Source organism: Dethiosulfovibrio peptidovorans DSM 11002, from assembly GCF_000172975.1.
GTDB lineage: Bacteria > Synergistota > Synergistia > Synergistales > Dethiosulfovibrionaceae > Dethiosulfovibrio > Dethiosulfovibrio peptidovorans.
Window position 1 is genome coordinate 1,747,274 of record NZ_ABTR02000001.1, and the last position, 12,972, is coordinate 1,760,245.

Genomic DNA, 12,972 nt, shown 5'->3' on the forward strand with positions numbered 1-12,972 from the left:
ATGGTCGTTACTTTTCATATCTCGGATGGGAGTGGTGTAACGTGAAACGCGGAATAGCTTTAGGGGTTTTAGTGGGGATCCTGTGTCTGGTGGGAACGGCTTGGGCTGCATATCCGGAGAAACCGGTGACTGTAATAGTTCCTTCCAACGCTGGAGGGGGAACGGACACCATGGCCAGACTGGTTGCCAAATTTGCCGAAGAGTACTTAGGGCAGCCCATGGTAATAGTCAACAAACCCGGTGCCGGAGGTCAGATAGGATTTGAATCCATCGCAAGGGCCAAGAAGGACGGCTATACGATAGGCTGTATATACACGCCTCACGTGGCCGCTCACGTATCGGCCGGTAGGGCTAAATATACCCTAGATAGCTTTGCTCCCATAGCGAACGTTGTTACCGACCCCGGTGTCCTGGTTGTCAAGGCCGACAGTCCTTTCAACACGGTGGAGGAGTTGATAGCTTTTGCCAAGGAGAACCCGGGAAAACTCAACGGTTCCACCTCGGGCCCCGGAGGCGACGACGACTTCGCCCTTCGTCAGTTTGAGAAGGCCGCCGGAATCTCCATAAACGCCGTCCCCTCTAAGGGCTCTTCCGGCCAGAAGGCCGCGGTTATGGGCGGACATGTGGATCTGGCTTTTATGAATGCCTCTCAGGTCGAGGCCCAGGTCGATTCCGGGGAGCTTCGACTGCTTGGGATAATGACGGTGAAAAGACGCTCCTACCTTCCAGAATTACCGACATTTAAGGAGATGGGCTACGAGGTTTACTCCGATTCCTCCAGGGGGTTTGCCGCTCCGGCGGGGGTTCCCGAGGATGTCATGGCTAAGCTTATGGAGGTATTCGACAAAGTTCTCAAAGATCCTGAATTCATCTCTGCATCTCAAGGTCAGCTTTTGCTGGACATATTGAACGCAGACGAATATACGATGTATCTCAAGAACCTCCAGAAGACCACCGACGAAGCTTTCAAGGTGGCTCCCTGGTAGGGGCTTGGATTAGGACATGAACAAAAAGTTCTTAAATATTCTCTGTGCCGCCGCCGGGTTAGTCCTGGCGGCAGCCATGTTTTTTTCTGCCGGTACTTTCCCGGACAGGGCGGAAGCTGCCACGAGATATGTCGTTTTTCTCTCCGGACTACTGGCCTGTCTTTCCCTGGCTTTGATGGCTCAGTTTGCGTTTAAGGATAGCGACGGAGAGAGGATACGGTGGGTGGTGAACAGAAGGACCTTCCTCTTTACTGTCGTGGCATCCGTACTGTTCGTTCTCCTGCTGAATTTCGCCGGTTTTTTTCTGTCCAGTGGATTTTACATGTTCGTTCTAGGGTGGATCTTGGGATTTAGAGATAAGATGTGGCTTCTGATCGGTACGTTGGGATTACTCGGATTCGTTTACATCGTTTTCGTCCGATTCCTGGCTGTACCTGTTCCGGTCGGACTCTGGGGGGCTTGATCCATGATCGATATGCTTTTGTCAGCGGCTTCTTCTTTGGCTCGTCCCGAGGTACTTCTCTCTGTATTGGGAGGGACCTCCGGTGGAATGGTGATAGGTGCCATACCCGGCCTGACCGCGACCATGGCGGTGGCGCTCCTTATCCCGGTCACGTTCGGTATGGACCCGGTGGTGGGACTTGCCATGATGGGTGGAGTATACAGTGGCGGTATGTACGGAGGGGCTATATCGTCGATCCTTTTATCCACTCCCGGGACTCCCGCGGCAGCAGCTACGGCTTTCGATGGCTATCCCATGACTAGGCAGGGTAAGGGAGGAGTGGCTATAGCGGTCGCTACTATAGGGAGCTTTTGGGGCGGAATTATATCTACCTTTGCTCTGTTGTTGCTCGCTCCTGCCCTGGCCAAATTTGCTCTGAGGTTCGGTCCTCCCGAGTATTTTCTTCTATCTCTTTTGGGGTTGGCCAGCATAGTTACACTGACCTCGGGGAATCTACTCAAGGGGCTGATCTCGGGTGTCATAGGGTTGATAATAGCCTCCATCGGGATGGATCCTATAGATGGATTTATACGTTTTACCGGAGGCATAGTAGATCTCTTCGAGGGGGTCTCCTTCATGCCTGCTCTGATAGGGTTGTTTTCTGTCAGCCAGGTGCTTGAATTGACCGCAGAGAGCCATATAGTGCAGGAGCTCGGTGCCGATCCTGAGTCCTTGAAGAGATCCTCCATCCCTAAAGGTTTAGGTAGCACCATAGCCAGGGGAGGCTTTATAGGTACGGTGGTCGGAATTCTACCTGGGGCTGGCGCCACGATAGCTTCTTTCATCTCCTATAACTTCGCAAAACAAGTGTCTAAGAATCCCGGTTCTTTCGGAAAGGGAAATCCCGAAGGGGTGGCCGCTGCGGAAAGCGCCAATAATGGGTGCGTCGGGGGGTCCCTCGTGCCCTTGCTTACCCTGGGGATTCCCGGTAATTCGGTCGCAGCTGCCTTGATGGGAGGTTTGATGATACAGGGGCTTATTCCCGGTCCGGAGCTTTTCACCCGTTTCGGAACTGTGACCTATGCGTTTATTCTGTCCCTTTTCCTGGCCAATATCTGTTTTCTCGTCTTGGGGCTTTATTTTGCGCCCTTCTTCGCCAGGGTCGCTACGGTTCCAAACTCCGTCCTCATTCCGGCCATATCGATACTGTCGGTCGTAGGAAGCTACGCTATAAATAACAGTATATTCGACGTATGGTTGATGTTAGGTTTCGGAGTTGGGGGATATTTTCTTCACAGAGCGGGTTTTTCCCTGGGGGCCGTGGTGTTGGGTTTGATCCTAGGGCCTATAGCCGAGCTGGGATTCGGGCAATCTCTGATAATATCCCACGGTTCTCCGATGATTTTTTTCGAGAGACCTATATGTCTCGTTCTCTGGGGTTTGATTCTGCTTTTGCTTCTTCCCGCTTTTAAGAAGAAAAAGAAGGGTGTTTCTTTGTAAATATTATAGGGGGTGTTTTTTCGGTGACTTCCTCGTTTTTCTCATGGGCTCAGATAGCAGGAGGGCTTGCTCTCTTTCTGATGGGTGTCACCGCGACCTCCGATGGCTTCCGTCGCTTTATGGGGCGTTCCGCCAGGCAGAGGATGGCAGAGGTTACGGATAAAAAACCGATGGCTTTTATCTTGGGACTTATCCTCTCCGCCGTCACCCAGAGCAGCTCCGTTGCCACATCCTTCGCGGTTGGCTTGGTCGACGTGGGAATGCTTTCACTCTCAGGTTCATTGGTCGTTATGATCGGAGCCAGCGTAGGGGGAACGTTTGTGACGTTGCTTCTTGGTCTGCCCGTCGTGCAGTTAGCGCCAGGCGTTTTGGCCATATCCCATTTTTCCGTCGATCTTCTTAAAGGGAAAGGACGGAACGGAGCTTTGGTGATCAGAGGCATCTCCTTGGTATTGACAGGGATGTTCGTCATAAAAACCGGGGTCTCGCCTCTCATGGAGGATCCCGGTTTTGCTGAAATGTTGTTGGCCTTGAGCGCGCGACCGTTGATAATGGGGGTTGTGGCCTTGACGGCGGCGGCGGTGCTGCAAAGCAGCGCCGCCGTTATGGCACTGGCAATAGCCTTGGTGGGTTCCGGATCGTTGCCTCTTGAGGCTGCGTATCCCATCGTTTTAGGATCTCACGTCGGATCGTCTGCGATGGTCTTGATGGCCAGTTTTTCGGGCAAAAGAAACGCTCGTTTACTGGGGATAGGATCGGCCCTGTACAAGGTAATAGGCATCGCTTTGGTCCTTCCTTTTTACCCTCTCGTGCCCGGATTTCTTTCAAGTTTGTCTTTCCTTTCTCCAGAACTTCGTTGCGTAGTACTTCAATTCGCCGTGGTTTGGTATAACGCTTTGGTCGTCCTTCCCTTTACGTCTATTTTGGACAGGCTTTTACGAGCTTGTTTCGTCTCCGATAGGCAGCCAATAGAGGAGCCGGCCTATCTGGACAACAAACTGGTGGAGTTTACCGCATTGGCCCTGCCTCTTTTGGACAAGGAATTGACCCGGTTGGCGGGGTTCTTGGAAATGGAGACCAAGCTCCTCCTCTTCCCTGGAGGGTCTTTGGAGGAGATAAGAAAACTAAGGGAAGGTACTGACGATCTCTGGGACGTTATCGCCGATTATTTCGAGTCCATGGAGATATCGCCGAAAGACGGAAAAAACAAGGCCTATGCGAGAGTGGCCTACGCATTGGGGGCCATCAAGGGAATAAAGGAGTCCATAAACGACTGGCTTTATCCTCTGATCGTCTCGGAAGGTAGAAAAAAACGATTCCCTAGCGTGTCGGCTGATATGGGCTATGAATACGAAAGCGTTCTCTTTGAATTATTGAGATCTTCTATGGGATCTTTCGCACTGGGAGACCTTGGGTTGGCGAAAGACGTCGATTATTGGTACGAGAGATTGAAGGAAATAGATGAGCTCATACGTAGGGACATATTCCGTAGAGGGGACTACGGAAGAAAAGGGGGACTTGAGCTTCTTGCACGAGGAACCCAGCTCGCTAAAGCCTGTATGGAGATGACCAGAGGAGAAAGAATGGCCTTTGAGATGGGGCGTGTAAGCGATGGGAGTGGGTTCGATGTTGAAATGGTTCGCGACTATGATGAACAAAAGTCGCAGTGATGGGGTCAGGCGAGATGTCTCTTATGGAGACGACAGAGAGAGGATACTTTCGTTGGTCCGTTTGATGGGAGATGAAGTCTGCATCGCTCTGTCGGATTCACTGGCATCCCTTAAAGAGGGGAATGTCGAGCTTGCTCGAAAAGTAATAGATAGAGACGACCTGATCGACGGAATGGAGACCGACGTAAACAGGGAATGCCTTGCGTCGATCGCTATAAGAAAACCGGTGAGGGATGATCTACGTTTCGTGTTTGCGGTCTTGAAGATAGCCACTGATCTTGAACGTATAGGAGATCAGGCGGTCAACGTAGCGGAGAGAGCTCTCACCGTATCTAAATATCCAATGCTGAAGCCTCTTGTCGACATTTCCAAGATGACCGAGATATCCATAAACATGGTAAGAAAAGCCTTGAGATCCTTCTTTGATAGAGATACCGATTTGGCCGTTCACGTGTTCCGGGAAGATAAACAACTAGACAGGATCGCCGGGGCTCTCTCGGAAGAACTGATAGAAATGATGGCGGAAATGGACAAGGGAGATAAAGATGGAATAACAGTCGCAACCGAGCTTCTACTTACAGCGAGACATCTTGAGAGGGTAGGAGACCATGCCAGCAACGTCTCGGAAAGGGTCTTTTTTATGGTGAGAGGCGAGAGATTGAAGGAAGTAATCTTAGGAAAGGTGCCGGAGACTGCCAGGGAAGAATTACTGACTAAGAATTTGAGGGGGTTAACAGATAAAAAATGATATTTTGTAGTTGACGGCTTAGACCTCTTGGTGTATTATTCCTTCTGCGCCGCTGAGCCGGCCGCCTTGCAAGGCAGCCGTAACGGAGGGCGCACGAACATTGACAGCCGAAAATGGGGAAAGAGAAAAGCGAAGCCAAGTGAATTTTATGGAGAGTTTGATCCTGGCTCAGGACGAACGCTGGCGGCGTGCTTAACACATGCAAGTGGGACGAAGGTATGTACTTGAAAGCTTCGGCTGGACGGTACATATACTGAGTCGCGGACGGGTGAGTAAAGCGTGAGGACCTGTCCATCAGAGGGGGATAGCCCCGGGAAACCGGGATTAAAACCCCATAAGCCCAAGGGTGAAAAGGAGTAATCCGCTGATGGAGGGTCTCGCGTCCTATCAGGTAGTTGGTGGGGTAAAGGCCTACCAAGCCGAAGACGGGTAGCCGGACTGAGAGGTTGACCGGCCACATTGGAACTGAGATACGGTCCAGACTCCTACGGGAGGCAGCAGTGGGGAATATTGGGCAATGGGCGGAAGCCTGACCCAGCGACGCCGCGTGAGGGAAGACGGTCTTCGGATTGTAAACCTCTGTTGCAGGGGAAGAAGGAAGTGACGGTACCCTGCGAGGAAGCCCCGGCAAACTACGTGCCAGCAGCCGCGGTAACACGTAGGGGGCGAGCGTTGTCCGGAATTACTGGGCGTAAAGGGCGCGTAGGCTGCGAGGCAAGTCGGGTGTAAAAGGCACGGGCTCAACCCGTGTGTGCACTCGAAACTGTCTTGCTGGAGGGGTAGAGAGGCAAGCGGAATTCCCGGTGTAGCGGTGAAATGCGTAGATATCGGGAAGAACACCAGTGGCGAAGGCGGCTTGCTGGCTACACCCTGACGCTGAGGCGCGAAAGCCAGGGGAGCGAACCGGATTAGATACCCGGGTAGTCCTGGCAGTAAACGATGAATGCTAGGTGTGGGTGGGTCAAACCATCCGTGCCGCAGTTAACGCGATAAGCATTCCGCCTGGGGAGTACGGCCGCAAGGTTGAAACTCAAAGGAATTGACGGGGGCCCGCACAAGCGGTGGAGCACGTGGTTTAATTCGATGCAAACCGAAGAACCTTACCTGGGCTTGACATCTAGGTGGTATTGACCTGAAAGGTGATAGACCATATTTTCGGATATGGAGCCTAGACAGGTGCTGCATGGCTGTCGTCAGCTCGTGTCGTGAGATGTTGGGTTAAGTCCCGCAACGAGCGCAACCCCTATTGTCAGTTGCTAACGATTGAAGGCGAGCACTCTGGCGAGACTGCCGGCGACAAGCCGGAGGAAGGTGGGGACGACGTCAAGTCATCATGGCCCTTATGTCCAGGGCAACACACATGCTACAATGGCCGATACAGAGGGAAGCGAAGGCGCGAGTTGGAGCGGATCCCACAAAGTCGGTCCCAGTTCGGATTGCAGTCTGCAACTCGACTGCATGAAGTTGGAATCGCTAGTAATCGCAAATCAGCTAAGTTGCGGTGAATACGTTCCCGGGCCTTGTACACACCGCCCGTCACACCATCCGAGTTGGGTGCACCCGAAGCCGGAGGCCGAACCCTTAGGGGGCGGATCCGTCGAAGGTGTGTCTGGTAAGGAGGGTGAAGTCGTAACAAGGTAGCCGTACCGGAAGGTGCGGCTGGATCACCTCCTTTCTAAGGAGCTTGTAAAACCAAGGCAAGCATAGGCGGAGTAGATCTGCTTTCCCCATTTTTAGCTAGTTCCTTGACAAAGGAATAGAGAAAGCAAAGAGAGGTTAAGGTAATAAGGGCATACGGTGGATGCCTAGGCACCTGAAGCCGAAGAAAGACGTGGCAAGCTGCGAAAAGCCACGGGTAGGAGCAAGCATCCTTTGATCCGTGGATATCTGAATGGGGCAACCCGGCCGAGCAACCCTCGGTCATCCCGTAAGGGAAGGAACCCGGCGAAGTGAAACATCTCAGTAGCCGGAGGAAAAGAAATCGAGAGAGATACCCTGAGTAGTGGTGAGCGAAAGGGGAGCAGCCTAAACCCGGTAAGTGTAAGACTGCAATCGTTGCTTATGGGGGGTTGTGGGAATATGTACTCGTGACTTGCAGGTTGCGACAGCAGTTACAAAAGAAATCGTTAGACGAACCGTGTTGGGAAAGCGGACCGCAGAGGGTGAAAGTCCCGTAGTCGAAAGCGAAATCTCTGTTGACATATCTCCCGAGTAGGCCGGAGCACGAGGAATTCCGGTTGAATCCGGGCGGACCATCGTCCAAGGCTAAACACTTCAGGTGACCGATAGCGAATAGTACCGAGAGGGAAAGGTGAAAAGCACCCCTGGCGGGGAGTGAAACAGACCTGAACCCGTATGCCTACAAGCAATCGGAGCTGGAAATGCCGCGAGGCATGGAAAGTGACGGTGTGCCTATTGAAAAATGAGCCTGCGAGATACTGCGTGTAGCAAGGTTAGGGCTATAAGTCCGCAGCCGAAGGGAAACCGAGTCTAAACAGGGCGCAAGTTTCACGTAGTAGACCCGAAGCCCGACGATCTAGCCATGGCCAGGTTGAAGTGAGGGTGAAACCTCATGGAGGACCGAACCAGTATCTGTTGAAAAAGATTTGGATGAGCTGTGGTTAGGAGTGAAAAGCTAATCGAGTTGGGTAATAGCTGGTTCTCCCCGAAATGCATTGAGGTGCAGCCTCAGGTATTTCGTCTCGGGGGTAGAGCACTGGATGGATGCGGGGGACTGGGGTCCTACCAAATTCAACTAAACTCCGAATACCGAGACGTGAAGCCTGGGAGTGAGACTACGGGTGATAAGGTCCGTGGTCGAAAGGGAAACAGCCCAGACCGTCGGCTAAGGTCCCAAAGACATGCTAAGTGTGGCAAGGATGTGGAGATGCCCAAACAGCCAGGAGGTTGGCTTAGAAGCAGCCATCCTTTAAAGAGTGCGTAATAGCTCACTGGTCGAGGATCTCTGCGCCGAAAATGTAGGGGGCTAAGCATGACACCGAAGCCACGGGATGTATGTAAATACATCGGTAGGGGAGCGTTGCCATTGGAGTGAAGCCGTATTGTAAAGTGCGGTGGACCGATGGGAAGTGAGAATGCAGGCATGAGTAACGACAAACAAGTGAGAATCTTGTTCACCGGAAGACCAAGGTTTCCTGGGGAAGGTTGATCCGCCCAGGGTTAGGCGGGACCTAAGGCGAGGCTGAGAAGCGTAGTCGATGGACAGCAGGTAGACATTCCTGCCCCGTTCTTGGACGTTATTACCGAAGTGGTGACGCAGGAGGCTAGGTGTAGCCGGCGGATGGAAGAGCCGGTCCAAGGGAGTAGGCAGGGTAGGCAGGAAAATCCACCTACCTGATAATGCTGAGACCTGAAGGGGAGTGCTTACGAGCGCGAAGACATTGACGCCACGCTGCCGAGAAAAGCCACTAGGGAGGAAGAGAACGCCCGTACCCGAAACCGACACAGGTGGTCTGGCTGAGAAGGCTAAGGTGAGTGGAATAACCATCGTTAAGGAACTCTGCAAGTTGACTCCGTAACTTCGGGAGAAGGAGTGCCACCCTGGTGAAGCTAATGCTGGTGGAGCTGAGGGTGGTCGCAGAAACCAGGCCCAAGCGACTGTTTACTAAAAACACAGGACTCTGCAGAAGGCGCAAGCCGACGTATAGGGTCTGACGCCTGCCCGGTGCTGGAAGGTTAAGGGGAGAGGTTAGTCTTCGGGCGAAGCTTTGAACCGAAGCCCCAGTAAACGGCGGCCGTAACTATAACGGTCCTAAGGTAGCGAAATTCCTTGTCGGGTAAGTTCCGACCTGCACGAATGGCGTAACGATTTGGGCGCTGTCTCGACGATGGATCCAGTGAAATTGTGGTACCGGTAAAGACACCGGTTACCCGTGGTGGGACGGAAAGACCCCGTGGAGCTTTACTGTAGCCTGGCATTGGGACTCGGCACATCATGTACAGGATAGGTGGGAGCCTGAGAAGCGAGTACGTCAGTATTCGTGGAGGCGTTGTTGGGATACCACCCTTGTTGTGTTAAGTTTCTAACCGCTGCTTCTGAATCGGAGAGCGGGACATTGTCAGGTGGGCAGTTTGACTGGGGCGGTCGCCTCCTAAAGAGTAACGGAGGCGCGCAAAGGTCATCTCAGGGCGAATGGAAAACGCCCGAAGAGCGTAAGGGTATAAGATGGCTTGACTGTGAGACAGACATGTCGAACAGAGACGAAAGTCGGTCCTAGTGATCCGGCGGTACCGAATGGAAGGGCCGTCGCTCATCGGATAAAAGCTACCCCGGGGATAACAGGCTGATCTCCCCCGAGAGTTCCCATCGACGGGGAGGTTTGGCACCTCGATGTCGGCTCGTCGCATCCTGGGGCTGAAGCAGGTCCCAAGGGTTGGTCTGTTCGCCCATTAAAGCGGTACGTGAGCTGGGTTTAGAACGTCGTGAGACAGTTCGGTCCCTATCCACCATGGGCGTAAGGTATTTGAGGAGAGCTGCTCCTAGTACGAGAGGACCGGAGTGGACGCACCGCTGGTGTACCAGTTGTGTCGCCAGATGCATAAGCTGGGTAGCTATGTGCGGAACGGATAACCGCTGAAGGCATCTAAGCGGGAAGCCGCCTCCAAGATGAGATACCTCACTGCGTAAGCAGGTAAGGCGTCCCGTAGACGACGGGGCAGATAGGCCGGAGGTGGAAGCGTGGCAACGCGTGGAGCTGACCGGTACTAATACGCCGAGGCCTTAACCTCTTTTTGTTTTCTTTGTTCCTTGTCAGGGAGCTTATATATAGTTTGGAAAGATTCTTGGTGGCTTTTGCGGAGGGGGTACACCCGGTCCCATGCCGAACCCGGCAGTTAAGCCCTCCAGCGCCGATGGTACTGCGATTCGCTTCGTGGGAGAGTAGGTCGCTGCCAAGAATCTTTTCTCCTTTTTATACATGGGCCGGTAGCTCAGGCGGCTAGAGCACTCGGCTGATAACCGAGAGGTCAGTGGTTCAAGTCCACTTCGGCCCACCATGTGATAAAAAACCTCCACCTTCCTTAGGAAGGTGGAGGTTTTTTTCTAGGTCCCTGTGCTTTTTTAGAAGAATATATGGGCGAAAAGACACACGATGGGGAGGGTTATGATCGTTCTTTCGATGAATATGATAAACAGGTCCTTCAGATCCACCGGTATGTCGGATCCCAATATAACCGCTCCCGTCTCGGACATATATATAAGCTGAGTAACCGATACCGCTCCGATGATGAACTTGGTCATGGGGGACGTTATGGTTTGAGCCATCAAGGAGGGGACCACCATGTCGGCAAAACCTACCACAAGGGTATGACTGGCTGCTGCGGCCTCTGGAATATTGAGTGCGTTAAGGAGCGGCATGAAGGGCATTCCCAGCCATTGGAATAACGGGGTGGATTCAGAGATCACCAAAGCGAGGGTACCGAAAGCCATTATTATGGGTAGAACTCCCAGCCATAGGTCTAAGACCGTTTTAGCCCCGTTTTTCAGGAGGGTTCCCACATGTCCGCTGTTGGATGCTTTTTCTATTGCCAGAGTGAGCCCCCATTGGTTTCTGGATATACCCTCGGGAATGACATCCCCCGTCTCCTTCTTCTCGCCGTGGAGGTATTCGTCCTTTTTTAGCGAGAGTGGGGGAATTCGGGGAACTATAAGGGCTGCTGCTACACCTGACACGGTCACTGCCAGATAATATTGTCCGAAGTAATCCAGCATACCGATGTTCTCCAATACGACTAGGCAGAATGTTATGGAGACAGCGGAAAATGTTGTCCCGATCACCGCGGCTTCTTTAGCGGTGTAGTATCCTTCAGTGTACTGTCTGTTCGTCAAGGCTACTCCGATAGTTCCGTCTCCTACCCATGAGGCTATGCAGTCTATGGCGGAGCGGCCTGGAAGGCCGAATAAGGGCCTCATAAGGGCGGTCAGATAAACTCCTATATATTCTAGAAGGCCAAAGTCGGTTAGTAGAGGCAGTATAAAACCGGCTATCAGGAATATAGTAAAAAGACCGCAGATCAGGTCAAATAGGATAAGCCCTCCGGTATAGTCCGACCAGACTATCTCCGGACCCAAGTTGAAGTAGACCATGTAAGCGATGATCATCCCTAATATCCTGGCGGATGTCCAAAACCATGAAACGTCAAAGATTTTTTTCCAGTACTCGTTTTTATCTATAGCCTCTGGTCTCAATAATTTGAATAACACCGTCGTAATAGTACTGATAGTTATAAAAATCAACACAAGCAAAGATACCGGTATCATTCCATTGATCATGGAATTTACTTTTTTAGATAGAATAGACACTAATACGGTCTGGCGCCCGTCTATTATCAACGGAGTCATCAATAAAAATATTCCTAAAAATGATGGAATTGCAAACCTCGCGATCTCCGGCAACGATGATTTTTTACTTCCTGTACTACTCATAATAGCACCTCCACGATAGATATTAACAACTCTTCTCCTTTTGCAGTTTACTTCGATCTTCTTAATTATAAACTAGTATAGGTATGGAAGTTTGTCAAATGTCGATGTTTTGCCTTTATTGTCTATTGAAAGATATCAGTTCTCGATGCATGAGTTTTCCCCTGAGACGGTAGGGACTCTTAGTGGTATGATGTTATGAGTTTTTATCGTTCAGGGGGACTTACAGGGGGGATTTATATTAAAGGCATAGGAGTATCTTCCGGAATAGCTATCGGCAGGGTCTTCGTCGATTGGAAGGAACAGGTGGAGATCGAAAAAGAATACGTGGACGATGTCGAGGTGGAGTTGGATCGTCTTAACGCGGCCATAGAGGTAGCAGGTCAGGAGATCAAGGATCTTTACGACGATGTTTCCTCTCGTCTAGGTAGAGACGAGGTCGAGATGTTCGCGACTCATGGCATGATGATAGAGGATTCCGAGTTTATCGGACAGATAAAGGGTCGGATAATAACGGAAAACGTAAACGCCGAATGGGCTGTACGTTCTGTAGCCGACAAGTTCATTCAGGTCTTCGAGGATATGGACGACGACTATCTCAAGGCCAAGGCCGACGATGTAAAGGATGTAGCTACAAGGATGTGTCGTCTTTTACTTCATATAGAGGGTAGCGATCTAAGCAATTTGAGGGAGAAATCCATCGTGGTAGCCAAGGCTTTCACCGCATCCGAGATAGTTCAGATGAACAGAGATAAGGTCCTGGGCGTTGTCTCTCAGGAGGGTACTTTGACCTCTCATGCGGTCATCATGGCTCGAAGTTGGGGGGTTCCGGCGGTTATAGATGTCTCAAACGTATTGGACGTAGTGGAGACCGGGGACATGATAGTGGTCGACGGTAGCGAGGGAGTGGTGATACTCAATCCCGACGAGGATACCCTTTCCATTTACGGCGAAAAACAGCGGGAGTTTATCGATTTTTCGAAAAAGCTTTCCCAGATGGCCGGAAAGTCCACTGAAAGCGAGGATGGCTACCCCATTAAATTGTATGCTAACGCGGATACTGGTAGAGATGTACAGGGTGCTCTGAAAAATGGTGTTAGCGGAATAGGCCTTTTCAGGACAGAGAGGCTCTAGGGCACCTCTAGCAACCCCATATTTAGCGGTCTAAGCAGACAAAAAAGCCA

General features: G+C 51.7%; 7 protein-coding genes, 1 tRNA gene and 3 rRNA genes. 10 read left to right on the plus strand and 1 reads right to left on the minus strand.

The features are described 5' to 3' along the window. The first annotated feature begins 41 nt into the window (after positions 1 to 41). The 9 genes from DPEP_RS08335 (at position 42) to DPEP_RS08375 (ending at position 10,362) form a co-directional block, all read left to right on the plus strand. Entirely contained in the window at positions 42 to 986 is a 945-nt protein-coding gene (locus DPEP_RS08335) for a tripartite tricarboxylate transporter substrate binding protein (RefSeq protein WP_005661240.1), read from the plus strand. A 16-nt stretch (positions 987 to 1,002) separates the two neighbouring features. After that, entirely contained in the window at positions 1,003 to 1,449 is a 447-nt protein-coding gene (locus DPEP_RS08340; protein WP_005661242.1) for a tripartite tricarboxylate transporter TctB family protein, read from the plus strand. A gap of 3 nt (positions 1,450 to 1,452) precedes the next feature. Beyond that, positions 1,453 to 2,928 carry a tripartite tricarboxylate transporter permease gene (locus DPEP_RS08345; RefSeq protein ID WP_005661244.1) on the plus strand — a complete coding sequence of 492 codons (1,476 nt, stop codon included), beginning with the start codon at positions 1,453 to 1,455 and terminating at the stop codon, positions 2,926 to 2,928. Between the two features lie 23 nt (positions 2,929 to 2,951). After that, positions 2,952 to 4,598 (plus strand): Na/Pi cotransporter family protein, encoded by a 1,647-nt coding sequence (locus tag DPEP_RS08350; RefSeq protein WP_005661246.1) that lies wholly within the window; start codon positions 2,952 to 2,954, stop codon positions 4,596 to 4,598. Then, complete coding sequence (gene phoU, locus DPEP_RS08355; protein ID WP_005661247.1) at positions 4,555 to 5,346, plus strand: phosphate signaling complex protein PhoU; 792 nt, start codon at positions 4,555 to 4,557, stop codon at positions 5,344 to 5,346. Before DPEP_RS08350 ends, phoU begins: the two co-directional genes overlap by 44 nt. 145 nt (positions 5,347 to 5,491) lie before the next feature. Continuing rightward, positions 5,492 to 7,021: ribosomal RNA gene (locus DPEP_RS08360) — 16S ribosomal RNA — on the plus strand. A 99-nt stretch (positions 7,022 to 7,120) separates the two neighbouring features. Beyond that, a 23S ribosomal RNA gene (locus tag DPEP_RS08365) occupies positions 7,121 to 10,095 on the plus strand. A gap of 53 nt (positions 10,096 to 10,148) precedes the next feature. Then, positions 10,149 to 10,263, plus strand: a 5S ribosomal RNA gene (rrf, locus tag DPEP_RS08370). Together the 16S, 23S and 5S rRNA genes with 1 tRNA gene alongside form the textbook arrangement of a ribosomal RNA operon. Before the next feature lie 22 nt (positions 10,264 to 10,285). After that, a tRNA-Ile gene (locus DPEP_RS08375) sits at positions 10,286 to 10,362 on the plus strand. Positions 10,363 to 10,426: 64 nt separating this feature from the next. On the opposite strand, the gene DPEP_RS08380 is transcribed toward DPEP_RS08375, so the two are convergent. Then, positions 10,427 to 11,467, minus strand: coding sequence for a YjiH family protein (locus DPEP_RS08380; protein ID WP_198003062.1), 1,041 nt, complete (start codon positions 11,465 to 11,467; stop codon positions 10,427 to 10,429). A gap of 519 nt (positions 11,468 to 11,986) precedes the next feature. On the opposite strand from DPEP_RS08380, the gene DPEP_RS08385 reads away from it, so the two are divergent. Next, positions 11,987 to 12,922, plus strand: a complete 936-nt coding sequence (locus tag DPEP_RS08385) for a phosphoenolpyruvate-utilizing N-terminal domain-containing protein (RefSeq protein ID WP_005661251.1) — start codon at positions 11,987 to 11,989, stop codon at positions 12,920 to 12,922. Positions 12,923 to 12,972: the final 50 nt, after the last annotated feature.

Bases quoted from the DNA above. Each gene is read 5' to 3' on its own strand.
- DPEP_RS08340 (WP_005661242.1), top strand. From the start codon at position 1,003: ATGAACAAAAAGTTCTTAAATATTCTCTGTGCCGCCGCCGGGTTAGTC.
- DPEP_RS08345 (WP_005661244.1), top strand. From the start codon at position 1,453: ATGATCGATATGCTTTTGTCAGCGGCTTCTTCTTTGGCTCGTCCCGAG.
- phoU (WP_005661247.1), top strand. From the start codon at position 4,555: ATGTTGAAATGGTTCGCGACTATGATGAACAAAAGTCGCAGTGATGGG.
- DPEP_RS08380 (WP_198003062.1), bottom strand. From the start codon at position 11,467: ATGATCATCGCTTACATGGTCTACTTCAACTTGGGTCCGGAGATAGTC.
- DPEP_RS08385 (WP_005661251.1), top strand. From the start codon at position 11,987: ATGAGTTTTTATCGTTCAGGGGGACTTACAGGGGGGATTTATATTAAA.